This is a genomic window from Streptomyces sp. NPDC044984 (genome assembly GCF_040646935.1).
Lineage (GTDB): Bacteria > Actinomycetota > Actinomycetes > Streptomycetales > Streptomycetaceae > Streptomyces.
Map to the genome: position 1 here is coordinate 155,493 of NZ_JBEZBE010000004.1, position 23,414 is coordinate 178,906.

At 69.2% G+C, this 23,414-nt stretch carries 16 protein-coding genes and 2 pseudogenes; 7 read left to right on the forward strand and 11 right to left on the reverse strand.

What is annotated here, in order from left to right:
- Positions 1–22 precede the first annotated feature (22 nt).
- The 4 genes from AB0A94_RS06200 to AB0A94_RS06215 all read right to left on the reverse strand — a co-directional run bounded on the left by AB0A94_RS06200 (position 23) and on the right by AB0A94_RS06215 (position 2,879).
- Positions 23–580 carry a hypothetical protein gene (locus tag AB0A94_RS06200; protein ID WP_361739543.1) on the reverse strand — a complete coding sequence of 186 codons (558 nt, stop codon included), beginning with the start codon at positions 578–580 and terminating at the stop codon, positions 23–25.
- Positions 577–1,677 (reverse strand): XRE family transcriptional regulator, encoded by a 1,101-nt coding sequence (locus tag AB0A94_RS06205; protein WP_361739546.1) that lies wholly within the window; start codon positions 1,675–1,677, stop codon positions 577–579. The genes AB0A94_RS06200 and AB0A94_RS06205 overlap by 4 nt, the downstream gene beginning before the upstream one ends.
- A 129-nt stretch (positions 1,678–1,806) precedes the next feature.
- Positions 1,807–2,010 (reverse strand): DUF397 domain-containing protein, encoded by a 204-nt coding sequence (locus AB0A94_RS06210; RefSeq protein ID WP_361739549.1) that lies wholly within the window; start codon positions 2,008–2,010, stop codon positions 1,807–1,809.
- Positions 2,007–2,879 (reverse strand): helix-turn-helix transcriptional regulator, encoded by an 873-nt coding sequence (locus tag AB0A94_RS06215; protein ID WP_361739552.1) that lies wholly within the window; start codon positions 2,877–2,879, stop codon positions 2,007–2,009. The genes AB0A94_RS06210 and AB0A94_RS06215 overlap by 4 nt, the downstream gene beginning before the upstream one ends.
- 186 nt (positions 2,880–3,065) lie before the next feature.
- On the opposite strand from AB0A94_RS06215, the gene AB0A94_RS06220 reads away from it, so the two are divergent.
- Complete coding sequence (locus AB0A94_RS06220; RefSeq protein ID WP_361739554.1) at positions 3,066–3,728, forward strand: ATP-binding protein; 663 nt, start codon at positions 3,066–3,068, stop codon at positions 3,726–3,728.
- On the opposite strand, the gene pglX is transcribed toward AB0A94_RS06220, so the two are convergent.
- The gene (gene pglX, locus AB0A94_RS06225; protein ID WP_361739557.1) at positions 3,729–7,466 is read right to left on the reverse strand and encodes a BREX-2 system adenine-specific DNA-methyltransferase PglX; all 3,738 of its coding nucleotides are present in this window, start codon (positions 7,464–7,466) and stop codon (positions 3,729–3,731) included.
- A gap of 72 nt (positions 7,467–7,538) precedes the next feature.
- Positions 7,539–12,236: a BREX system serine/threonine kinase PglW gene (pglW, locus tag AB0A94_RS06230; protein ID WP_361739560.1), complete on the reverse strand. Its 4,698-nt coding sequence runs from the start codon at positions 12,234–12,236 to the stop codon at positions 7,539–7,541.
- Between the two features lie 894 nt (positions 12,237–13,130).
- Here pglW and AB0A94_RS06235 point away from each other — a divergent pair.
- From AB0A94_RS06235 to AB0A94_RS06245, 3 genes are all read left to right on the forward strand, one after another.
- Complete coding sequence (locus AB0A94_RS06235; protein WP_361739563.1) at positions 13,131–14,243, forward strand: N-6 DNA methylase; 1,113 nt, start codon at positions 13,131–13,133, stop codon at positions 14,241–14,243.
- Positions 14,240–15,460 (forward strand): hypothetical protein, encoded by a 1,221-nt coding sequence (locus AB0A94_RS06240; protein WP_361739566.1) that lies wholly within the window; start codon positions 14,240–14,242, stop codon positions 15,458–15,460. Before AB0A94_RS06235 ends, AB0A94_RS06240 begins: the two co-directional genes overlap by 4 nt.
- Before the next feature lie 105 nt (positions 15,461–15,565).
- Positions 15,566–16,297: a hypothetical protein gene (locus AB0A94_RS06245; RefSeq protein WP_361739569.1), complete on the forward strand. Its 732-nt coding sequence runs from the start codon at positions 15,566–15,568 to the stop codon at positions 16,295–16,297.
- Between the two features lie 402 nt (positions 16,298–16,699).
- On the opposite strand, the gene AB0A94_RS06250 is transcribed toward AB0A94_RS06245, so the two are convergent.
- Positions 16,700–16,951 (reverse strand): hypothetical protein, encoded by a 252-nt coding sequence (locus AB0A94_RS06250; RefSeq protein WP_361739571.1) that lies wholly within the window; start codon positions 16,949–16,951, stop codon positions 16,700–16,702.
- A 301-nt stretch (positions 16,952–17,252) separates the two neighbouring features.
- Between AB0A94_RS06250 and AB0A94_RS06255 the strand changes: the two genes are divergently transcribed.
- Positions 17,253–18,317: an alpha/beta hydrolase family protein gene (locus AB0A94_RS06255; RefSeq protein ID WP_361739574.1), complete on the forward strand. Its 1,065-nt coding sequence runs from the start codon at positions 17,253–17,255 to the stop codon at positions 18,315–18,317.
- Between the two features lie 93 nt (positions 18,318–18,410).
- Here the strand turns inward: AB0A94_RS06255 and AB0A94_RS06260 are convergent, their stop codons facing one another.
- Positions 18,411–19,004 carry a hypothetical protein gene (locus AB0A94_RS06260; protein WP_361739577.1) on the reverse strand — a complete coding sequence of 198 codons (594 nt, stop codon included), beginning with the start codon at positions 19,002–19,004 and terminating at the stop codon, positions 18,411–18,413.
- A gap of 414 nt (positions 19,005–19,418) precedes the next feature.
- Here AB0A94_RS06260 and AB0A94_RS06265 point away from each other — a divergent pair.
- Positions 19,419–20,126, forward strand: a pseudogene (locus AB0A94_RS06265) (lytic polysaccharide monooxygenase).
- Positions 20,127–20,382: 256 nt separating this feature from the next.
- Here the strand turns inward: AB0A94_RS06265 and AB0A94_RS06270 are convergent.
- The gene (locus AB0A94_RS06270) at positions 20,383–20,736 is read right to left on the reverse strand and encodes a MazG-like family protein (protein WP_361739580.1); all 354 of its coding nucleotides are present in this window, start codon (positions 20,734–20,736) and stop codon (positions 20,383–20,385) included.
- A gap of 92 nt (positions 20,737–20,828) precedes the next feature.
- Here AB0A94_RS06270 and AB0A94_RS06275 point away from each other — a divergent pair, with 92 nt between their 5' ends.
- On the forward strand, positions 20,829–21,818 hold the full coding sequence (locus tag AB0A94_RS06275) for an aldo/keto reductase (RefSeq protein ID WP_361739583.1): 990 nt from the start codon (positions 20,829–20,831) through the stop codon (positions 21,816–21,818).
- 240 nt (positions 21,819–22,058) lie between these two features.
- Here AB0A94_RS06275 and AB0A94_RS06280 read toward each other — a convergent pair.
- Together AB0A94_RS06280 and AB0A94_RS06285 are read right to left on the reverse strand one after the other, a co-directional pair.
- Positions 22,059–22,220 (reverse strand): annotated as a pseudogene (locus AB0A94_RS06280) (3-oxoacyl-ACP reductase); the annotation flags it as partial.
- 61 nt (positions 22,221–22,281) lie between these two features.
- Positions 22,282–23,283 carry a Gfo/Idh/MocA family oxidoreductase gene (locus AB0A94_RS06285; protein WP_361739586.1) on the reverse strand — a complete coding sequence of 334 codons (1,002 nt, stop codon included), beginning with the start codon at positions 23,281–23,283 and terminating at the stop codon, positions 22,282–22,284.
- Positions 23,284–23,414: the final 131 nt, after the last annotated feature.

The window sequence follows — 23,414 nt, forward strand, 5'->3', positions numbered from 1 at the left end:
AAGAAGAATGTGAGTGAGCGGCTCACAGCAATCCGTTCTTCCTCGCCCACTCGGGGAAGCCGCCGTGACCGCACGGGTAGCGAGCGCCTGATGCGAGCAGCGCGTCGACCAGGGTGGACGCCACGTACTCCGTTGCGCGGCCGTCCCGCACCCCCTCCGCGATCACCCGCAGCACACCCCACACGGTGAGGCCACCGGCGCGGGCCGCCCTGCGCGCGTCCAGATCGTCGACCACCGCGACCGCGCCGTGCACGTCGGCCCAGGCGAGCACGGTCGCCTCACCGTGGTTGGACTTCTGCCCGGAGACGCGTTCCATCCACCGCACCAGCGCGGTCAGCTCGGTGAGACCGTCCACGTGCTGGATCTCCAGCCACCCCAGGCCCGAGACGTCCAGGTGGTAGTGGCGCAGTTCCTCGATGACCGCGGCCGTGGTGACGTTGCGGCGGGGTAAACCCCCGCCTTCGGCGGCGAGGTCCGCCAGGGTGTCCACGCGTCCGGCTTTGATCGCGTGGTGCAGCGGCGACGTGTCCCATACGAGAAGCTGCCCGGCCGGCCTCGTTCCCTCCCCTTGCACGCTCACGGCCCGACGTCCTCCAGGTCCTGCTCCGGCAGCTCGCTCTCCTGCAGGGCGCCGTACAGCAACTCGACCGTGCGTGCCGCCGACACCGCTCCGGCCTTCCAGGCGGCCAGGACCGCCTGTCTCCAGGCCGTTCCGGTGGCGCCCGTTTCGAGGTCCGGTACGGGTTCGGCACCACGGACGGCCAGGAAGTCGCCGCGTACCGGCGTATCGGCCTTGAGGTGGCGAGCAGCGGCCGTGCCCACCAGCCCGAGCCACCGAGCCCTCGACACCGTGGACGACCAGGAGATCCTGTAGTCCGCGGCGATACCGATCAGGGCTTCCCGGGGGGAGACGCCCCGGCCGACCGCTTGCCGGTAGACGGAGTCGAATTCGTCCTGGGGCAGCAGGAACTCCCCGGCGAAGTCGTCGATGGCCTGTTCCCGCTCGTCCCGGCTCGCCGAGACGCCCACATCGCTGTGGTACTCGTCCCGCAGCAGGTGGTGCCCGAGTTCGTGGGCGGCGGTCCAGCGTCGGCGACCGGGGGCCGAGTGGCTGCTGATCACGCTGACCCCGTAGGAGTCCAGGAGGAGCGAAGCGCCCTCGGCGGGTTCCGGGGCGACGGTCAGATACAGGCCGAAGCGTTCGGCCACGGAGGCCATCGGCCCCAGTGGCCCCGGGGGAATGCCAGCCACACGTCGTGCTTCACGTGCCAGGGCGGTCGGATCGACCTCGGTGTGGCCGAGCAGATCGTCCAGGCGGGGTGGGGCGAGGAAGCCTTCCGTCACCAGCCACTCCGCGTTGCGTGCGTGCTCCTCCAGCCGGATGTCCAGCCGGTAGCTGTCACGCGTGGCCGCGTCGGCGGGGGAGTCGAGCGTCTTACGGCGGGAGACGAGCGCCGCGGGTGGCTGGGTGAGGAAGTGCGCGGGCGGTGCGTCCAGGATCTCGGCGATCCGGAAGAGCTCGAGCGCGGACACCTTGCGCTCGCCCTGCTCCATGCGCACCACCGCAGTGCGGTCGACCCCTATGCGTGAGGCCAGCTCGCCTTGGCTCAACCCGGCTGACTCCCGGGTCTGGGCGATACGGCTGCCGATCTCTGCCCAGCTCTGCACGCTCTCCATGTGTGCAATTTTCGCACACCTGGGGGGTGTGTCGAGCTGGTTGCGGTGACTGGGCACGGAGGAGTGAATGAGGAGGGCGTCGGTAGGGCCCCCAGCTGGGCGAGGGGGCGCGCTGCCGTGGCGGTCGGCTCAGCTGAGGTGGTTGACGAAGGCACGCCAGGCGTGAGGGGTGAAGGCGATCACGGGTCCGGCGGGGCGCTTGCTGTCGCGGACGGGGATGAGGGCGGGGATGTTGTCGGCGATCTCGACACAGTTGCCCTGCCCGCCGCTGTAGCTGCTGGCACGCCATGCTGCTCGCGTGAGTACGGGCCCTATGTGAGGGTCTTGGCTCATGCTCGGAACTCCTTGGCGATGTGGCGGATCAGTGTGAGTGATTCCGTCGGAGGCAGCGCTGTGGTGCGGGCATCATCGAAAAGGGTGCGGTAGTACGCGACCTCTGGTTCGCGCTCCATCCAGATGTTGCCGGTGGGGGTCTCCGTCAGTACGAGGTCGAGAGACGTCACCTGCGGAAAGCTCAGCAGCAGGTACGGACCGAACATACCTGAGTGCGCACCGCGCGAGAACGGCAGTACCTGAACGGTGATGTTGGGGTGTTCCGCCATCGTGGCGAGGTGTTCCAGTTGGGCCTGCATCACTGCGGGGCCACCCACGTGCTGACGGAGGGCTCCTTCCGCGAGTACCGCCCAGAGCGACATCGGGTCCTCGTCGGTGAGCCGTTGCTGTCGGGCGAGCCGTACCTGGACGAATTGATCGATCTCTTCGGGGGTCTTCCAGGCGCGTGAGGCGACTGTCACCGCACGGCCGTACTCCGCCGTCTGAAGTAGTCCTGGGATCAACTGCACTTCGTAGGTCCGGACGCTGTCACAGATGGCCTCCAGCTCGATCTGGTCGCGGTACGAGTCGCCCAGAACGGAGTCGTACTGATGCCACCAGCCGTCGCGACGGCGCCGGTTGGCTCGCTGCGCCATAGCTCCAAGGCGGCTGCGTGTCTCCGGGTCCTCGACCCGATACGCGTGCATCAGCGCGTTCAGATCCGGGGTGCGAACCGGCACATGCCCGTTCTCCATGCGGCTGATCTTTCCTTTGGTGCAGTCGAGCACCTCGGCCGCTTCGGCCATGGACACACCCGCCGCCTCGCGGAACTTGCGCAGTTCATCACCGAGTTGGCGTCCGAGCACGGTGGACGGTTTGACAGTAGGCATGTGTGACTCCTATCAGAGGCCAGGCCTACCGGGTGTGAGGCTTACTCGAAAGAGTGAAACAAGACTTACAGGCTCCATGCAATATTGCGCAGATCCATATGCTGCGGAGCGCTGTGAGTGGTTCCTCAACGACTGGCTCTGCAGCGCGAAGTCTTGATCACCAGCAATCGACCCTCAGGGGGCTTCATGGCAGAGAGCCTGGGCTCGAACGAAGTCACGTTCCGGCTGTCGCGTTGTCGCCGAAGTGTGCCGAGATCTCGGGCGGTGCTACATGCCGTGCTCGGTGGCTGGGGCGCAGGTCCAGATGTGCTGGATTCCGCGGAGTTGGTGCTCTCGGAGCTGGTGACCAACGCGCTGCGCGTGCGCGTGCCGAGCGACCGGCAGGTGGGCGTACGGATCGCGCGGTTGCTTGAGGACGGGCTTCTGAGGCTTGAGGTCAGCGACGCGGGCCCAGGCAGGCCTGAAGTGCGGGCACCTGGTGACGACGAGACCGGCGGGCGAGGGCTATTGCTCGTGGAGGCGTTGGCTCACCGCTGGGGAGTTGATGAGCGCGCGGGTGGCATCGGCAAGACCGTGTGGGCCGAGCTGAAGGCGCCGGACATCGTGGGCGAGCCCGTCGGGCGGGAGATCGCGGCTGTCATGGTGCGGCCTGGGCAGCGAGTGCGAGCGTGGGGCGAGTGGCACACCGTCCGCACGGTGCGCACTGAGCCGTATGCGGCTGGTGGACTCGCCATCGTGCTCGGACTGGACGAGGGACCGGCACTGCGGGTGCACGCGGCCGAACCGTTGACCGTGCGGGACGATGGCGTGCCCTCCACGCGAAGGAGCGGGGAGGGCACGCCGGGGTGATCAGCCCTTGGTCGGCTTCCCGGGACGCCAGGCACGCAGGTCGTCGTCGGTCAGTCCGTGTTCGCCCTGCTTGGTCGCCCGGTAGCCCGCGAAGAAGGCTGCGGGGGAGCCGCCGTACAGGGCGTCGAACTCGTCGTGCCACTGGCCGAGCCAGGGCTGGAGTTCGAGGAGGCCGGCGAGCAGCGGTGTCATCTGCGCGTCGGACAGCTCGTCGTGGTTCGTGAAGTACGTGCTGAGGGCCTGCGCCTGCTCACGGTGGTCCCAGCCCGCCCAGCCGAACAGGTCCGGAGTACCGGAGATCGGGCCGGTGGCGTAGGAGATGAACCGCTCCTTCGGTACGTCCAGCTTCCCGCGGGCGCGCCAGTAGGACGGCTTGAGGAAGTCGGCCGACGTGTACTTCGGCGGCACGGGGATCGAGTCCCGGATCTTCCGCTTGGAGGGCTCGTCCGGGGCGGCGTCCTCCTGACGCTGAAGATCCCAGACGTGCTCCCAGTCGGCACGCTTCCTCAGACCGGTGGGCTTGTAACGCAGCGCGGCGAGGAACGGCACGTGCTCGTTGGCGAGGAGATCCGCAACGACGGTCGCCAACTCCTTGCGGGGCGCGTACAACTCGGCGACGGAGACGAAGTCCTCGTCGAGGGAGAGGGCGGATGTGAGCTGAGCACGGGTGAGGATGGTCGGCTGGTCGTCCTGGAACCAGAGTTCGCGGTCCTCGATGCGGTTGAGCAGCCACGAGCGGAGGGCCTTCTCTTGGAGCGCGTCCCAACCTTCGGTCGCCCACCGACGCTTGTACTCGGGACGCTCGACCATGCCAATGGCGCGGGAAGACTCGATAACGTCGATGCGCTTCTGGACGACGGCCTTGTATGCGTCCGGCCAATGGTCGGGGAGCGTGGTGATGGGGGTGGACCCATGCCGCTTGAACCACTCGTCGGACGCTTCACCCTTCTCGACCCGCCGAGCAAGCACGATTTCGAAGGCTCGCTCACCGAGAGCGAGTTCGGGAACCACGGGCTCGTGGGCGCGCAGGTCTTCGGAGTGCAAGTTATAGAGGGAGTAGACCTGCCAATCCAGTTCCTCTTGGAGGGCGATCATTCTCGACCGAGTATGTTCCCACTCGTTCTGAGCTGTACGGAGGCGGGAAGCTGTCGGCACAGCCGACATGCACAGGGCCGACGGACTTGTATCTGCCAGCTGCTGCGCGAGCGTATCAATCGAGGCCGCAAGGGATGTGGGGAAAAGGGGAGGCAGCGGGAAGCGCTGCAGAATTGTTGCGGTGAACTCGTAAAAACTTTCCCACGCATAGCGCCCGGTGCCACGTTCACCACCTCGATTGCCTTTGTCGTGGCTTGTCATTTTTAGCCAGAAGCATGCGGTAGAGCTGTTAAGTGTACCCAGCAGGCTGAGATAGTCATCTTGGGATGCCTTTTCGTGCAGCTTGATAACTGGCGCCGTTCGGTTGAAAAGGTGACCATTTCGATCGAAGGAAAAATGATTGTGTGACGCAACAAAGGCGAAGCCGATCCCTAGGTCTGTCTCCAGCTTGCTTGGGTAGTTTTCCAAGTGGACATACCAAGGTCGACCGTTCTGAGTCAAAGTCTTGCCGAAGATTTTTCTAGCTCGAAGTCGCGTGCGATCCAGCCAAAGATGTCGAGAAACAAGATTGTCGGATTCTTCAATCAGCTCCGTACTTGCCTGATCTGCGTAAGGGTTGCTGACAGGGATGCTGTGTGTAAATGAGAAGTCGCGGACGGAATCCCCTGGAATCATGGGGCGAATTCGATTGTAATACCCTCGCCGCGTGGCCGACTCCGCGTCGGGCCAGAAGAAGATGTCATCTGCTCCTGTGGAAGTTGTCCGGCCAACGCTTGAAGTCATCGATTTCAACGTTTTGTGTGACGTTTCCTCGATTTTCTCGACAAGCTCAAGGCCGCCGTCTGTCAAGATCCAGGGCTGCTTGCCGAAAAACCTCTTTCTGTCGAGGTCGTCCACCGAGACCCACGGGCTGATGGATCCTGGTGTGTCGATTTGCTTGATGATGGCATTCCAGACTAGACCGTCTGCTCCATCGTCAGGTTCCGAAGGTTCGCCTTGAATACTTCGTACGGTGCGTACCGTGTTCATGCGGACGCTCCCTGCACGCCGCCTTCCGATCAGGATTACTGTAGGAGTGCCATGCTCCGGGATGTACGCTCCAGAAGTGTCAATTACTTCAGTCAGTTCGACCTTATGGGCGAAATATTCATTTACGAGTTTTGCTCCGAACTCCCGCTTCATGAAGGAGTTTGCCGTAATCTGGCCGGTCATTCCGTAATTGGAGCCGTCGGCATCTCCCATCTTTACGAGCTCAAAAAATCGCTCGGCAAATGGGACGGATAGGGCGTAATTCCGCTCGCACGACTTATACAGGCTCTTGTAAATCCTCTTTAGAGACTCGTCTTCGACTTGAATGTAGGGTGGATTGCCCACCACCACGTCATACCGCCCGTACTCCAGAATCCTAGGATAATCGTGCACATCCTCCGTAGCGTACGAGAACTCCGCGAGCGGATCGCCCGATTCCTCGCCAATCAGGGTTAGTTCGAGCTGCCGAGCTTTAATCAGTGAGTCGCCGACCGCAAGCTGAATCGGCCAGTCGTACCGTCCAGCATCTGCCAGAGTTCGGACGTTCGCCGCCGCCATCGCCGCCACCAACAACCGAAACCGTGCAATAGCCACAGCGAACGGATTGATGTCCACCCCGTGCACGGAGTTCAACGCAGCCCGCACCCGCTCGTGCACATCCCGCCCAGGCTCCCGCTCCGCCCAAAGCCGGACCATCCTCCGGAACGCACCCAGCACGAAGTGCCCAGACCCACACGTAGGGTCGATCATCTTCAGCTCGCCGAACCGCCCGCCCAGCTCCCGCACCACCGGATTCATCGTCCGGTCGAGAATGAACTCCTCGACGAACTCCGGCGTCTGGAGCAGCGCGTACGTCTTCCGGGCAGCCTCCGACAGATTCTGGTACAGGTCACCCAGGAACCGCGTGTCCCACCCCTTCGTCCCGTCCTCGTTCAGCGGATCGGTGAAGTCGTGGACCAGTTCACCGTCCTCCCGCCGCTCCCGCCAGAACTCCACCAGCGCCCGTGCCCCGTCGTGCGAGATCGGGATCTGGTACAGGGGGTTGCGCCGCTCGTCGAACAGCAGCTTGCCGGCCTGCCCGGAGCCCAGCTCCGCGAACGCCCGCTCCAACCACCCCCGGAATGTGGGGTCCTGGTCGTCCTCGACGTACTGCCGGTACCGCGCCTCCGCCAGGTCTCTCCGCTCCGCGTCGGGCCCCGTGAGGTACGGCTCCGGGATCAGCCGGTTGTCCTCACAGAACCGCACGAACACCGTGCCCAGTACCCACGCCACCGCGACCTGAGTGACCCGCTCGTCCAGCCACGCGCTCCACGTCGCACCCGTACGACCCAGCTTGAACGCCTGGTCGTACTCGGCCCGCAGCTTCCCAGCGACCGCCTCCGCCCCCCGCACCAGCTCGGCACGGTCCTCCGGCAGCTCGGCCAGCCGCTCCTCCAGCCAGGCATCCCACTTGGGGCTCCCCTTGGGATCGGCCTTCTGCAGCTTGCCGTGCTCCGTGCGCAGCGGCTTCAGGACGGTCTCGCCGTCCCGTACCTGCCGGCCGAGGTCGGCCTCGACCGCCTTCACCTGCTTGATCAGGTCCGTCAGCAGGGCCTTGGACTTGCGGTCGATCACCTGGTCACATCTCCTGTCGTCATCCCCACCCATACGCGAGCGGCTCCGCATGCTGCACTCGCGCTCAGCGCGTCATCCCCGTAGCCCGCCGGCCATGGCATGCTCCGGCTTCGCGCGGTGCGCGTTCCGCACCCAGAACTCGTTGAGCACGATCCACTCACCGAGCCCCGACTGGTACGGCACCGCCACGGTTCCCAACCGCGGCGGCCGGGCCGGGTCGCTCTGCGGGCACAGCAGCCACAGCGCGCGGCCCCCACCCCGCGACCGCTCCGCCAGCCGCTCCAGCACACCCATCGCGTCGTACCGGGCGAACACCCCGGCGTCCGTCAGCAGCAACGGAGCAGCAGCAGAGCCGCCCGCGCCACCGCCGTCGCCGGAACCCGCGCCGCCCGGCCCCAGCAGCTCCCCGATCCGGGGCTCCACCAGACCCCACGCCGTCCCCGCGTACTCGGCGAACTTCATCGCCCCCGGCGTCCCGGGCTTCGCCACGTCCGCGCGCAGGATCGTGTCCCACGTCGGCTTGGGCCTGGGGTCGACCAGCTCGTGCAGCGCCCGTACGAACAGCTCGGCCACCGACACCACGACGGCCCCGCCGCCGAAGTCGTCGCGCCCCAGCTCGTCGATCGCGTCCCGCGCCCACTCCGTCGGCACCGTCAGCACACGGAACCCGTCCCGTCGCGCCGAGGCCTTCAGCCGGTCCTCGGCCGTGCCCGCCGCCGCGAGTTCCGGGTCGTCGGAGTAGCGGTGTGCGGAGACCGTGCCCGTCGGTTGCCGTCGGGCGTCCGACGACAGGTAGACCGACGTGCCGTCCGGATTGCTCGGCAGGTAGCGCAGCGTCCCCGTGCTCTTGCGCGTCGACAGCACCAGGTCGAAGCCGGCCTCCCGCAGGGCCTTCGTCAGCGGGCCGCCCGTGGGCAGGGCACGCTCGCCGCGCTCGTTCAGCAGCTCCGGGAAGCGGGCCCACACCCGCTCGTGGACCTCGTCGGCCGTCAGGCCCGGCTGCTCGGCCTCCGCCATCCCGGGGATGAGCGGCACCAGACCGGCCTGGGTGAGGCGCAGCGCGCGCACCAGCGGCAGCTTGCGCGGGTAGATCTCCAGGCGGGGCGTCGCGGCGGCACGGCGGGAGGCGGCCACGGCGATCTCCACCATGCGCCGGTCGTCCCACTGCACCGCCGCACTCGGCGGCGGCACGGCAGCCAGCTCGGCCACGACGGTCGCCGCCGTCGGCAGGGTGTCGAGGTCCGCCATGTCGTCGGCGATGCGGCCGAGCCGCTGGGCGTAGTGGAGCAGGCCCGGCGCGGACGGGGTGTCCGGCGCGTCGTCCGCGCCCACCTCCAGCGCCAGCAGTCCCGCGCCCATGCTCTCGTCGGCCGCGTCGCGGTTCGGGGCGTGCTGGAACTCGGCTTCGTCCGGAACGAGTTGCTCGACCTCCACCACGGCCCGTACGGCGGCCAGGGCCAGCGCCCGGCGCTGCTCGCGCTCCTGGAGCTGGGTTCCGCGCCGTACGGTCAGGGCGTCCGCGATCTCCGCCGCCGAAGCGACCCGGCCCAGATCGCGCAGCAGGCCGAGGACCTCGCCGCGCAATGCCCGTACCGCCGGGTGCTTCTTCCAGCGGGTCCGCTGGTTCTTCAGCATCTGCGGGATGCGGCCCCGTGACAACCCGAGCGCGTGCGCGACCTCCGTCTGCGTCGGCCAGACCCCGACCTCCGACGGCACCACGCCCTGCTCGTCGGGCAGGCGCAGCAGCAGCCGCACCATCTCGCACTCGTTGCGGTTCGAGCCGTCCTTGCGCAGCGGCGGCACGAACACCGTGGCGAGGGTGTCGAGACTGACACCGCGCAGCGCCCGCTCCGGCAGCGCGTCCGCACCGGCACCGCCGTTCGCCGCCACCGCGTCGGCTGCCGCGGCCTCGACGGCCGACAGCTCCTCCTTCGCGGCCCTGCGGCCCTCGGGGGTGAGCGGCGCGGCGGGCTTCTCCGCGAGGCTGAGCCGCCACTGCTTGATGCGGCTCAGGACCTCCTTGCGGGTCTTGGCACCGAGACCGGGTGCGTTGACGAGCCGGCGCTGGCTGTAGTCGAGCAGCCCGCCGACCGTGTTGACCCCGAGCCCGTACACGAACGACTCCGCGGCCGGGCTCAGGCCGGACGACGAGACCGGGGTGCCCCGGTCGACGCCCTCCGCCAGCCGGTCGCGCTGCTGCTCGGCGCTCTCCTCCTCGGCCTCCGGGATGGCGGCGTCCGGGGCGGGCCGCGCCGCCTCGTCCTGCGCGGGCGGTGCCGTGTGCCGGGACGGGCGGCGGGACGAGGGCTTCGCCTCGTCCATGGCGAGGAAGACCTTCTTCCAGGCGTCGCGCATCGGCTTGAGGTCGGCGAAGCGCTGGGAGGCGTCCCGGTGCAGGGCCTTCTGGAAGAAGGCGACCAGGCCGTCCCGTACCGCCGGGTCGAAGGCGTCTGCGGCGATCCTCGGGTGCGGCTCCTTCTCCGGGTCGGTCTGGCGCGGCGAGACCTTGCCGTCGCCCCACACAGGTAGTTCCCGGGACGCCATCTCGTGCAGGGTGACGGCCAGGGCGTAGCGCTCGGCGTGGGCGTCGTAGACCGAGCGGTCGGTGAGCGTGCCGATGAACGGGTCCAGGTAGCCGTCCGTGCCCGCCGCGGTCTCGTTCACCGGGTAACCCGCGAGCGAGAAGTCGATCAGCACCAGTTCGCGGGTGCGGTTCGGGCGGATACGGATCGCGATGTTGTCCGGCTTGATGTCGCGGTGCCACACGCCCTCGCCCTCGAGGAAGTCCACCGCGCCGAACAGGTAGTCGCCGTACGCCTCGAGCTGGTCCACGGACAGGCGGCCGAACTCGCGCAGCTGCCGGGCGACCGTCTCCTCCCGGCGCCGGCGCCTCGTACCCGTCGCGGACGGGTCGCCGCTCTCCTCGCGCTCGTCGCCGACGTACTCCATGACCAGGACCGTGCGCGGGCCGATGCGCTGCGGCTCCGGCTCGACCAGGCGGATGACCCGGGAGTCGGGGCGGAGCCGGCCCAGGATCTCGGCCTCGCGGCGCAGCACCTCGCCCCGGCTGTCCGACGTCGCGACCTTCAGCACCGCCAGCGACTTCGAGAAGCGCACGTCCGGGCCGGCGGTCAGGTCCCGCACCAGGAACGCGCGGCTCGTCGAACCCGTACCGAGGCGGCGCCTGACCTCCCAGCGGCCCGCCAGCACATCGCCCGCGACCGCGTCCAGCGGGTCCTTCTCAGGCTCGGCGGGGCGAGGGGCCTCGGCCGTCGGAGGCTCGGTCAGCTCCGCCTCGACGACCTCCAGCATCTCCAGGAAGTCGTCCACCGACGTCAACCGGGCGGAGACGTCGTAGGCGGTGGCCGCCTGCACCAGCTCGTCGATGTAGGGGGAGAGGCCGTCCACGACGGAGCTGGGGCGCAGGCCCTCGCCGGCCTCGTAGCGGGCCACCAGTTCCGCCTGGCTGGCGGCCGGGGGCCTTCCGGTGACCAGGAGATAGGTGAGGACACCCAGGCCGTACACGTCCAGGGCGACCGGGTCGGGCCTGAGCGCGGTCAGCTCCGGGGCCAGGTACGGGTCCGCGCCCTCGGCGAGGTGCGCGCCCGCGCGCGAGAAGGTCGTGGGGGCGAACCGCTCGCCGTTGCCGGCCACGCCGTGCTCGGCACTGCGCTGGACGGCGACCTGCCAGTCGGAGATCTGCAGGTGCGGGCTGGACCAGGCACCGGTCTCGCCCTCGGAGTCACCGCGGGGGGTGCGGCCGCGCGGGATGACGTGGACGGCTCGGGCCGCCAGGGTGCGGTGGAAGATCCGGCGGCCGTGGGCCGAGCGCACCGTCTCGGCGAGCTGCCGCACCAGCGCCATCCGGCTGAGGATGTCCAGCTTCTCGCCGTACTGGAACAGGTACTCGTCCAGGCGCAGGGTCCGCGGATCGAAGTCGAAGATCAGGGCGGGGCCCGCCGAGTGCCCGGACGGGTCGTACTGCTTGAGCTGGACGACACCCGGGTGCCGGAAGTGGCGCAGCACGGCGGCCTCGCGGCGGGCGGCCCGCTCGACGGAGGCGCGCAGTTCGGCGTCGGAGCCGCGCTCGCGCAGGTAGACGCGGACGCGGGCGGCCTCCGGCAGCTCACTGTGCTGGGCCAGGTAGTCGGCCCAGGTCGGGCCCGAGTCGAACGACTTCCGGCTGAGCAGATAGGGGCCGACCTTGTACTCGGCGTCGCTGCGCGCGATGCCGACGCGCTCCAGGGCCGCCTTGATCCGACGCGAGCGCGCGGCGTCGATCCGGCGGTGCTCGTCCTTCGGCGGCTGCTTCAGCATCTCGGTGAGCTGGTGGACGGTGAAGACGCCGTTGCGGTCGTGGGCGGGCAGCCGGTTGCGCAGGGAGGAGTCGGTGAAGCAGACGGCCTCCGACACCCACACCTTCTCGCCGTGCTGCTGGAGCAGCGTGGCGAGCTCCTTGGCCTTCTTGTTGGCCAGGTGCAGCGGGTTGCCGTGGGGAATCTGCCGGCCGCTGGGCTGGGTCTGCAGCCAGGTGCCGTTGCGGGACTCGACGGAGCCGTGCCAGTCCTTCAGCTCGATCAGGTGGACCCCGCCCGGGGCAATCACCAGCAGGTCCACCTCCCGGACGTGGCCGGTGAGGGCGGTGAAGGTGAAGTTCGACCAGGCCCGCCAGGGATCGTTGTCCGGGAGCTTCTCGCGGACGGCCTCCAGGCCCCGGTGCTCATGCTGGAACTCCGAGTCGGTGACCGCGGTCCACCGGCCGTCCCGCATGTGCCATCCCCGCTTCGTGTCGCTCTGTGTCGGTTGCTGCTGCTCAGGCAGCGAAATTCCCCGCCCCGATGGTAGCGGGACAGGGGTGCGGGGCGAGGGGGATCACGAGCGGCCAGGCCCCAGCGAACGGACCAGTGGGCATCCAGTGGCGGCGAATTCACGTTTCCCAAACTTAAGTTTACATCCTTCCTCCTTCATCAAACGGACTGCTGTCGCAACCAAACCGACTGCTGTTGTGCGCTACAGTGGTGGGACGGCGATGTGAGGCATCGGTAGGTCGCCGGTTTGTTGTGCTTCGTTGGTTTTCATGGCGATGGGAGACGCAGGTGGGCGGGAAGCGCGGTACGACGGTGGTGTTCGCGGTGGCGGTGGCGGTGATTGCCGGGTTATCGGTCGCCTTCTGGCGCTTGGCGCGTACGGAGGACGTGGACCTGGCCGTCACGGCCGGTGGCACCGCGTTCGTGGCGGTGTTCGGTGTGGCCCTCGCGGCCTTGACCTATGTGCAAGGGGGGAGAGTTCCGCCAGGCATGATGAGGCACCAGGACCTGTGGTCCGGCGAGTGCGCGGATGGGAGCCAAGGTGGAGAGAGCGTCCGAGGGACAGTCGATTCGGCGAGTGCTGGATGCCCTGAGCGAGGCGCTGGCACCTCAGGACGCACTCCTTACCGTGATGGCCCTGGTTCTGCTCCGGTACGAGGCGGACAGGGCGCGGACCGACGAGTGGGGTGACGGCGCGCCGGCTCGCGATGCCTGGAGAGCCCTCCGGAGCGGGGAGCGCTGGCGAGAGGGAGGGCACAGGCTTGCCGAGGCGCTCCAGCGCGGACTCCGCGCCCGGGAGGAGAGGTTTCCCGTACGCCTGGAGCTACCGAACCTGTGGAACGTGAGGGACCGCGAAGTGGCGCACCTGATCGACTGGGTGTCCACGGCCGAGGACCCGACGGAACTCTTCGACGCCTGCCTGGATCAGGCGCAGACCCTGGGCAAGGGCGGCTCCTACTACACCCCGTCGGACGTCACGCGTCTCTTCATCGACTTGATGGAACCGGCGGAAGGCGAGGCGGTCTACGATCCCGTCTGCGGCTCCGGCGGGTTTCTTCTCAGGGCTCGCGAGTACGTCGCGGCTCATGGCAGTCGGCCCGGGGAGCCGGCCCTGTACGGGCAGGACATGAGCCGCACCGCCCTGCTGACCGCCGCCATGAACTTCTCGGTGCACGGTGTCGATGACGGGTTCCTGAACGGTCCCGCCAGCACACTGGCCGATGACCGGTTCTCCGATCTCACCTTCGACGTGGTCGTCGCCAATCCCCCCTTCAACCAGTCGGGGTGGGACGAACACGGCATCCTCCGCGACGGCCCGTTCTGGCCTTACGGGCCTCCGCCCGCGGGCAACGCCAACTTCGCCTGGGCCCAGCACGTGGTGCGGAAGATGTCGGCCTCCGGGCGGGGCGCGCTCCTCCTGCCCACGGGTGCCGCCTCCACCGCCAAGGGCGCCGAGAGCCGGATCCGGGAGGCTCTTGTCGACGATGACGTCCTCAGCGCTGTCGTGGAACTGCCCGCCGGCCTGATCCCCCATGTGCGCAACCCCGTGAGTCTCTGGCTGTTCAGCAAGAGCAAGCTGCCTCACCGCAGTTGGGGCCAGAGCGACCGATCGGGGCAATTCCTCCTGATCGACGCGCGTAACAGCGCCACGAACGTGAAGCGCGGACGTCGAGTCGTCCCCGACGACGCCAGGGAACGCATCGCCGCCACCTTTGCCGATTGGCGCGGAGCTCCGGGCCGGGCGCCGTACGAAGACGTACCGAGCTGGTGCAGATCCCTGTCCCGGGACGAGATCGCGGAGACGGACTACGACGTACTGCCCTCGCACCACGTTGCGGCTCGACCGGCACAGTCCGACCTTCCCGACGCGCCCGCGCGTGTCGCCGACCTGACCGACGAACTGCTCGGCCTGTTCTCGACGTCACGCCGACTTGAGGACGAATTGCGTGAGTTGCTGGGGGAACTATGACGCAGGAGAGCCTGGAGCACCGGCTTCAACAACTGCCCGCCGGGTGGAGCATGGCCCGCCTGGGTGACCTGCCGACCGCACAGGTCATCGGTTACGGCGTCACCCGTCCCGGGCCGCACACGGATGACGGAGTGCCGATGATCCGCTCCGCCGACATCCAGGAGGGGCGGCTGCGCGGCGACGAGCCGAGGCGGATCGCCCTCCAGGTCCATGAAGCCAACCTGCGCAGCCGGCTCCAGGCCGGCGACATCGTCGTGGTCCTGGTGGGCCGCGTGGGTGAAGCCGCTTTCGTGGGAACGGAGTTCCATCACTGGAACGCGTCCCGGACCGTCGCCATTATCCGTATAAGCGAACCCGACGAGGCGGCCTGGCTGAACCTGTGGCTCGGATCGCCGGCGGTGCGCGCGTGGTGCGAGCGACATGCCACCGCTACGACGCTGCAACGCACGCTGAGTGTGACGGCGCTGCGAAAACTTCCCGTACCGATCCCGCCGTCGGAACTCAGAGCGTCCGTGCTTCGAGCGATGCGGATGCTGAAGGAGAAAGCGGCGATCAACGCGCGGATCGCCAAGTGCGCCGTAGAGCTGAGCGAAGCGCACTTCGCGCACCTGGTGAGCGACGATGGGTCCTGGCCCGAACGGTCCCTTGCGAGCCTTGTCCACTTCACCGCCGGGGCAGCGCCACGACCGAGCCCGGATGACGACGGGGCACTTATCGAGCGCGGTCCGGCTTTCGTCGCCCCCGCGGACATTCTGCAGAGCGAGTCGCCCCACCTGTACGCCACTGAGCGACGGTTGTCCCAGGGCAAGAAGGGACGCACGCGCGCTCCGGGTTCCCTTCTTGTGGCATCGAGGGAAGACGGCGTCCGCGCTGTGATGAACCACGTCCCCGCCGTCATCGGCCGTAATGTGCTCGCACTGGAAGCCGAGTCGGTGTCCGACGCGTACTGGCTGCTGCACGAGCTTCGCTCGCGCAGTGCCGAACTGGCCGCTTCTGCACAAGGGTCCGCCGGCCGCGAGCTCAGCCGAAAGGCATTCGCCGCGACCGCCGTTATGTGGCCTCCGTTGGAGGTACGCGAGCAGTTCGCACGGCTGGCCGACCGTCTCCAGCAGCGGGCACGCGTAGCGGAGACCGAGACCGCACGGCTGCGTGAACTGCGGGACCGGATCCTGGAGGGTTTCCTGTCCGGGAGCTTCCCGAGGACGCCTGCTGCTTGACGATCAAGGGGTAAGAGGCAGACGGTGAACGCCGGGCCGGCGAAAAATGGGCTGAGCCGAGGGCTCCCAGCCTGTAGGTTCCCTGGTGTTCGAAGGGGGAGCCGCATGGCGAAGCTGAACCAGATCATCGCGGTCGAGAAGGGTGTCAAGAGCAAGTCGCTCCAGGACATCAACGCCGCGCACGCCAAGGTGCAGAAGCCGGCGCTGCTGGCCGGTATCTCGCGCACGTACCAGCCGAAGGACGAGGAGGGCGAGCAGCTGCCGCCCGAGTCGACGCGGGTGCAGGTGCAGGCCGAGGACGTGCTGCAGGAGATGTCCGCGTCGCTGACGCGGCTGTTCGACGTGACCGCGACCAAGGACTGGGCGAACTGCACGGCCCGCGCGGACGTCACCGTCGACGGACGGACCGTCGTGGCCGACGTGCCGGTCAGCTACCTGCTCTTCCTGGAGAAGCAGCTCGCCGACCTGCACACCTTCGTCAAGAAGCTGCCCACCCTCGACGCCGCCGAGTCCTGGTCCCACGACCCGTCCACGGACTGGTGGAAGACGGACCCGGTGCGCACGATCCGTACGAAGAAGGTCCCGCGCAACCACGTCAAGGCGGAGGCGACCGAGAAGCACCCGGCGCAGGTCGAGGTGTACTACGAGGACGTGCCCATCGGGTACTGGACCACCGTGAAGTTCTCCGGCGCGCTTCCGGCGCGGCGGGTGAATGAGCTGGTGGAGCGGGTCGAGAAGCTCCAGCAGGCCGTGAAGTTCGCCCGCGAGGAGGCCAACGGCGCCGAGGTCACCGACCAGCGGGTCGGCGACGCGGTGTTCGGCTACCTGTTCGGCTGACGCGGCCGACAGGCGGCATCCATGATCGCCCCCGCGTGCGAGCGCGGGGGTGCGCGACAGCGCGGGCCGGAATTGAGGACCGGTCCGCGTGAGGAGCGCAAGCTGACACTGAAGTTCAGCCTGAAGAAGCGGTCCGCCGAACCGGCGGCCGCGGTCAATCTCAGACTCTCGCTCCAGTCTCAGCATCGCCGCCGATCGCCGGACCGACCGGGGACGGACGAACGCCGTCGGATGCGAGTTCGACTCTCGCCTGCGCCTCTCGCCTGGCGCGGTAGTTCAAAGGAAGAACACGACGGCATGATGACTGATCCGTCCTCTTAAACGCCGCCGGCGTGCGCAATTGGGTGGCATCCCCAGGGGCCCGGGAGCTGGATACGACTCCCGGGCTCCGCCACGTCGTGCTCAGGCCGCGACCAGGAGGACCGGGTAGAGCACGCTCAGGGATCCCGTGACGAGGCCGACGCCGCACTGGAGCCGGTTGAGTTCCTGGCCCAGGCCGAGCAGCGCGAAGGTGACGGCCAGGCTGCCGAGGAGCAGGGGGATCGCGATGCCGAGGAGGCCGGCGAACACGACGGCGACCAGAGCGGCCGTGCCGAGGACGAGGGAGACGGGCCCGTAGAGGGTCGCGGGACTGTCTGCGGATCCGGTGGCCATGGTGGCTCCTCGCTCGAGGCGGTCGGCTCGTCGACGTGTGGGTGATGAACGCCCGCACCGCCATCATGGCACGTCCGGCCGTTTTTTTGAACACGTTCAAAGGAAGGGTGAGGCGGTGTCCCCGGTCTCCTGGTGCTGGGCCATCGCGTGGCCGAGGCCTTCAGGGGCGAGCTGGAGGAGGGGGCGCGTGCGGACCCGGACACGCCGAAGGGGCGCGACAGACGGGTCACGGGATCACTGTACGTGCGCACAAGGTTCGAATGGGTGAAAATGCTGACGTCCCCTACGTGACGGAGGTCGGATGTCCTGGCGCTCTGCGCGGCCGTGGCTGCGACTGCTGCTTCCCCTGGTGATCGCGAGTTTCCTCCTGCCCGCGGAGGGCTCCGTGGCGTACGCCGGCGGGGGTACCCCGGCACCGCGCCACGGCGCCCGGGTCGTCGCCGAGGAGGACGTCGGTGAGCGCCTGGTCGACCTCACGGTCGACTCGCCCGCCCTGGGGCGCACCGCGAAGGTCCGGCTGCTGACCCCGGACGGCTGGGAGGACCGGCGGCCGGGCCGGAGCTGGCCGGTGCTCTACCTCCTGGTCGGCGGTGACGGCAACTACAAGGCGTGGACGGAGGACTACGACGCCCGCCTCCAGGAGCTGCCCGAACTCCGGGACGTGCTCGTGGTGATGCCCGAGATGCCGCTGTTCGGCTTCTACAGCGACTGGTACAACGACGGCCGGGGCGGCCCGCCCGCCGTGGAGACCTTCCACCTCCGGGAGGTGCGCCCCCTCCTGGAGCGCCATTACGGCGCCGGCACCCGCCGCGTGGCCGCGGGTGAGTCGCAGGGCGGATTCGGCGGGCTCTCCTACGCCGGCCGTCACCCCGGGCTGTTCCGGGCGGTGGCGAGCTACAGCGGTTACGTGCACCCCTTGCAGCATCCGCACGCGGTCCGGGCCGGGATGACCGCCCTGGGCCTGGACTGGAAGGCGGTGTGGGGAGACCCGGTCGCCCAGCGCGTGAACTGGGAGGCCCACGACCCGTACTACCTGGCCGACCGGCTGCGCGACACCCCCGTGTACCTCTCCAGCGGCGACGGCAGGGCGGGCGTGCTCAACCCGCCGGGCACCCGGCCCGACCCGGAGGTCCCCGGTCTTGAGGACCCGTCCGACCCGTTCCCCGACGACGCCATCTCACCCACCGAGACCATCATGGAGCGGGAGTCCCGTGCCCTGGCCGCACGCCTGGAGTCCGTCGGAACCCCGGTGACGACCCACTTCTATCCGGGCACGCACGACGCGCCGTACTGGGTACGGGAGTTCCGCAGGTCCCTGCCCATGCTCCTGCGTGCCCTGCGCGACGCCACCGGTCACGACGGCTGAACGGCCACGGTGCCGACCTCGAGTGGAGGAGCCTGCTCAGGCGCAGTGTCCGGTCATCGGGTCACCTCGCCGGAGGCGACCCGACGAAGTCCGTCACTCCTGGGCGGGCAGGTTCGCAATCGCCTCCGTCAGGCAGGCGGCGGGATCCTCCTCCTCCTTCGTCACGCAGGTGATGAGCGGCTCGACCAGTTCGAGGAGTTCGTCGCTCGAGACTTCCTCCAGGACGTCGATCCGGTCGAGCAGGAGAGGCAGTTGGTCCAGTAGCAGAGGTACCTGGTCGAGCAGTCCGAGGAAGCACTCGCCCATGTCCTCGGGTGCCTGCGCTTCGGGGCAGGGCGCGCTGCCGAGCAGTTGTGGATGCTGCGCCAGAACGTGTTCCAGGGTCGCGCGGACGGCCTTCTCGCCGGCCTTCACCGCGGCAGGGGCGGGAATCACCAACTCGGTCTCGGGGAAGATCCAGTGGCCGATGTCGCTCCCCTTGCGTCCGTGGTCCCGCGCGGTCTTCTCGATCGCCTTGGCATTGGCCCCGAAGACGGCCCACCACTTCATTCCGTCGCCGTAATGGCGGTCGGCGATCTCCCACAAGGTGTTTCCGCGTGCCACGGTGTGGGTCTCGTGACGCGCCTGATCCTTCGAGGGCCCGGTCGTGGCCGCGGCCGACCGGTGCGGCCGGGCCCCGTCCTCCATGGGCGCTGCTTGAGCTGCCTGACTCGCGCCCAAGAGCATCGAGCCGGCCGCCAAGCCGCTGACCATGGCCAGAGCCGGACCGCGGCGGCATATGTGCCGCATAACTCACCTCCTGCGATGAACGCATACTGTGACAAATCCTCACGCTAGGTCGCGGGGTGTGGTGCGGCGCGGTCACTGAGCCGATCGGCCCTGTTCGCCGATTCCCTTCGCGTGAACCCTTGACCACTCCCCGCCCGTCGGTATGGTCTAGACCTAGTCGCTGAGGTCTAGACCTCTCTTCCATTCACCCCGGCCTCGGTCAGGCCGTCGATCGGGCGAAGGTGCGGGGCGCGTGCGGCGGCGCCCACGGCACGGTCGGCAGGGCCGCCCTCGCGGGCGGCATCGGCGCACACCGAAGGAAAGAGATATGACATGAGCACGAAAAGACGAGTGGCGGTCGCTGTCGGAGCACTGGTCGCTCCCCTGCTCGCCCTCAGCCTCCCGGCGGGCCCGGCCTACGCCCACGGCTGGGTGACCGACCCCGGCAGCCGGCAGGACCAGTGCGCCGAGGGCGTCGTCGACTGCGGCCAGATCCAGTACGAGCCGCAGAGCGTCGAGGGCCCGAAGGGCCTGCGCAGTTGCAGTGGCGGCAACAGCCAGTTCGCCGAGCTCGACGACGACAGCAAGGGCTGGCGCGTCACCCCTGTCGGCACGAGCCACACCTTCAACTGGCACCACACCGCCCGGCACGCCACCGACACCTGGCAGTACTTCATCGGCAACACGAAGATCGCCGAGTTCGACGGCCATGGCGCGCAGCCGCCCGCGGACGTCGCCCACCAGGTGGACTTCGGCGGCTTCACCGGCCGTCAGAAGGTCCTCGCCGTCTGGAACGTGGCCGACACCGCCAACGCCTTCTACGCCTGCATCGACGTCAACATCGGCGGCGGTGACGGTGGTGGCGGCGGCGGTGAACCGGGCGACTGCGCCGCGCCGGTCTGGAACGCCGCGAACGTCTACACCGGCGGAGACACCGTCTCCCACGACGGCCGCTCCTGACGTGCCAAGTGGTGGGTGACGGGCGAGGAGCCCGGCACCACGGGGGAGTGGGGCGTCTGGGAGGACCTCGGAGCCTGCTAGCCGGCCGGCCGTTCCCCGCCGAAGCGGACCGGTGCGGCGCGCGCCGCACCGGTCACCCCTTGCGGGGCCGCGCTCCCGGCGACGGCCGCCGCACCGTCAGGATCTGCCGGGCCCGGCCCACCGGGCCGTCCGCGTCGCGTCGTGCAGGACCGTGCTGGTGAGGCCCCGGCCGGAGGGGGCAGAGGGGTCGAAAGGGCCGAAGGGGTCGAAGGGGCCGAAGGCGACCGCGGTGTCCGGGCCGGTCCAGGTGCCCGCTTCAGTCGCCGAGCGAGCGTCGTGTCACCCGGGCCAGGTGGTCGGTGAAGACCTCGCGGGCGTCGGGGGTGAGGGTGCGCAGGGCGACCAGCGCCGTGACGGCGACGTCGCACAGCTCCGACCGGACGTCGTCCCAGGTGTGCGTGGTGCCCTTGCGCGGGTTCTGGCCGGTCGCGCCGATCACCGCCTCGGCGACCTCGCCGACCTCCTCGGACAGTTTGATGATCCGCAGCAGCAGGCCCTCCCGGCCGTCGACCGGACGGTTGGCGTCCAGCCAGCCGCACAGGTCGTCGATGGAGTCCCAGAGGTCGGTGGCCGGGAGAGGGGAAGGGGGCGGGGGCAGGTGGTCGCTCATGGGCGCCGAGCCTGGCACACGGCACTGACAGGCCCCGGCGCCGATTCGGCGGCTTGCCTTCGCGCGCGCTCCAACTCCTAGCGTCCCGGGGCATGGAGACCACACGGACACTGGGACGCAGCGGTATCGAGGTCAGCGCCGTCGGGTTCGGCTGCTGGGCGATCGGCGGTGAGTGGCAGGACGCCACCGGACAGCCCCTGGGGTGGGGCAGGGTCGACGACGAGGAGTCGACGCGGGCGATCCGGCGCGCACTCGACCTGGGCGTCACCTTCTTCGACACGGCCGACGTCTACGGGACGGGACACAGCGAGTACGTCCTCGGACGGGCCCTCGGGCGGCGCCGGGACGAGGTCGTCGTCGCCACCAAGTGGGGCAACGTCTTCGACCCGGACTCCCGCACCCTCACCGGCGGCGACGACTCCCCGGAACACCTGCGCCGGGCCCTGACCGCATCGCTGCGCCGCCTCGGCACCGACCACGTCGACCTGTACCAGCTCCACCTCGCCGACGCCGACCCCGAGCGGGCCGCCCGGCTGCGGGACGCCTGCGAGGAACTGGTGGCGCAGGGGCTGATCCGGGCCTACGGCTGGAGCACCGACGACCCGGCCCGCGCCGCCGTGTTCGCGGAGGGGCCGCACTGCACCGCCGTACAGCACGCGCTCAACGTCCTCACGGACGCGCCCGAGATGCTGCGGCTGTGCGAGGGGGCGGACCTCGCCTCCGTCAACCGCAGTCCGCTCGCCATGGGCCTGCTCACCGGGAAGCACGCCGGCCGGCGGACGCTGGAGGCCGGGGACATCCGCAGCCGGCCGCCCGCCTGGCTGCGGGGTTTCGGTGCCGGGTCCGGCGCCGACCCCGAGTGGCTCGCGCGCGTCGACGCGCTCCGGGACGTGCTCACCAGCGACGGCCGCACCCTCGCCCAGGGCGCCCTGGCCTGGTTGTGGGCCCGGAGCCCGCGCACCGTGCCGATCCCCGGTTTCCGGTCGGTCGCCCAGGCGGAGGAGAACGCGGGGGCGCTGGAGAAGGGCGCGCTCACCGGCGCGCAGATGGCCGAGGCCGAGCGGATCCTCGCCGTCCGGTAGCGGGCCCGGTCGTTTCGTGCGGCAGCCGTTCCACCCACCGGTGCGCACCCGCGGTCCCGCGCGGGTCCACCCCCACCCGGTGGCGTGGAACGGCTGCCGCCCCCCTGGACATGGCCTGTGGAAGCCGCTCATTCCAAGTGTGAAGCTTTGGTGCAGGAGAGTTGAGCACAAGTCCGCTACCGGCCGCAATGGTGCGGACGTTCAAACTCCGTTCGTGCGGGATCGGTGCACCGGCCGCGCTCAGCCCCGGCCCACGTACGGCATCGCCGTCGCCAGGGCCGTCGCGAACTGCACGTTCGCCTCCAGCGGCAGCTCCGCCATGTGCCGCACCGTGCGGGCCACGTCCGCGACGTCCGTCACCGGTTCCGGGGTGATCTTCCCGTTCGCCCGGAGGACACCGGTCCACAGGGCGGGCCGGGGTGCGGGCGGTCCGCCCGGCCCCCGGCTGCCGGGCGGGTGTCGCTCAGCGGGTCTCGCCGGGGTAGCGGACGCCGACGCGGTCCCGGATCGCGTCGAGCGTCCGCATCACGGCGAGGGTGCCGTCGAGCGGGACCAGCGGGGACTCGGTCTCGCCGGCCCGCAGGGCCCGCATCGCCTCGACGGCCTCGTGCCTGAGGCTGTCGCGGGGGCCGTCGGCCGGGTCGGCCGTGAACTCCTCGGCGTCACGGCCGTCCCGGTGCAGCACGAACCGCTCCGGGAAGAAGAAGCCGGACGGAATGTCGATGCGGCCCTGCGAACCGGTGATCGAGGCGTAGGTCGCCGTACCGCCCACGATGGAGCAGTGCACCGAGGCGAGAGCGCCGCTCTCCCACGAGAGCAGCGCCCCCGTCTGGAGATCGACGCCCTCCTCCGAGAGCATCGCCCGCGCCGTGACGTCCGACGGTTCCCCGAGCAGCAGCTGCGCGAACGACACCGGGTACACGCCCAGGTCCAGCAGGGCGCCCCCGCCCAGCGCCGGGTCCCGCAGCCGGTGCGACGCCGGGAACGGCCCCGTGAGGCCGAAGTCCGCCTGCACGTGGCGCACCTCGCCGATCGCGCCGTCGTCGACCAGTGCCTTCAGCCGCCGCACCATCGGATGGCAGTACGTCCACATGGCCTCCATCAGGAAGCGCCCGTTGCCCCGCGCCAGCGCGACCAGCTCCTGAGCCTCCCGCGCGTTCAGCGTGAACGGCTTCTCGCACAGCACGTTCCGCCCGGACTCCAGCATCAGTCCGGCCGCCGCGCGGTGCGCCGAGTGCGGAGTGGCGACGTAGACGACGTCGACCTCCTCGTCGAACGCCAGCGACTCCCAGTCGCCGTACGCCCGCGGTATCCCGAACCGCTCGGCGAACGCCTTCGCCGGCTCCACCGACCGCGACGCCACCGCCACGACCTCCGCGTCCGGCACGTCCACCAGGTCCGCGGTGAACCTCGCGGCGATCCCACCGGTCGCCAGAATGCCCCAGCGCACCTTCTGCTCCGTCATGCGTCCCACCCTGCTCGTGTCGTTCGTCACATCCTGAACGGATGTGGATGGAAGCGCTCCCATGACATCGCCGTTGACGCCGAGCACTCCGTACGAGCTGAGAGCATAGGGAGCCGATGGCATGGAAAGGG

What these genes read in the sequence shown, in the direction of transcription:
- AB0A94_RS06205 (WP_361739546.1), bottom strand. Translation starts at nt 1,677, where the DNA reads ATGGAGAGCGTGCAGAGCTGGGCAGAGATCGGCAGCCGTATCGCCCAG.
- AB0A94_RS06210 (WP_361739549.1), bottom strand. Translation starts at nt 2,010, where the DNA reads ATGAGCCAAGACCCTCACATAGGGCCCGTACTCACGCGAGCAGCATGG.
- AB0A94_RS06215 (WP_361739552.1), bottom strand. Translation starts at nt 2,879, where the DNA reads ATGCCTACTGTCAAACCGTCCACCGTGCTCGGACGCCAACTCGGTGAT.
- AB0A94_RS06220 (WP_361739554.1), top strand. Translation starts at nt 3,066, where the DNA reads ATGGCAGAGAGCCTGGGCTCGAACGAAGTCACGTTCCGGCTGTCGCGT.
- pglW (WP_361739560.1), bottom strand. Translation starts at nt 12,236, where the DNA reads ATGCGGGACGGCCGGTGGACCGCGGTCACCGACTCGGAGTTCCAGCAT.
- AB0A94_RS06240 (WP_361739566.1), top strand. Translation starts at nt 14,240, where the DNA reads ATGACGCAGGAGAGCCTGGAGCACCGGCTTCAACAACTGCCCGCCGGG.
- AB0A94_RS06245 (WP_361739569.1), top strand. Translation starts at nt 15,566, where the DNA reads ATGGCGAAGCTGAACCAGATCATCGCGGTCGAGAAGGGTGTCAAGAGC.
- AB0A94_RS06250 (WP_361739571.1), bottom strand. Translation starts at nt 16,951, where the DNA reads ATGGCCACCGGATCCGCAGACAGTCCCGCGACCCTCTACGGGCCCGTC.
- AB0A94_RS06255 (WP_361739574.1), top strand. Translation starts at nt 17,253, where the DNA reads ATGTCCTGGCGCTCTGCGCGGCCGTGGCTGCGACTGCTGCTTCCCCTG.
- AB0A94_RS06260 (WP_361739577.1), bottom strand. Translation starts at nt 19,004, where the DNA reads ATGGAGGACGGGGCCCGGCCGCACCGGTCGGCCGCGGCCACGACCGGG.
- AB0A94_RS06270 (WP_361739580.1), bottom strand. Translation starts at nt 20,736, where the DNA reads ATGAGCGACCACCTGCCCCCGCCCCCTTCCCCTCTCCCGGCCACCGAC.
- AB0A94_RS06275 (WP_361739583.1), top strand. Translation starts at nt 20,829, where the DNA reads ATGGAGACCACACGGACACTGGGACGCAGCGGTATCGAGGTCAGCGCC.
- AB0A94_RS06285 (WP_361739586.1), bottom strand. Translation starts at nt 23,283, where the DNA reads ATGACGGAGCAGAAGGTGCGCTGGGGCATTCTGGCGACCGGTGGGATC.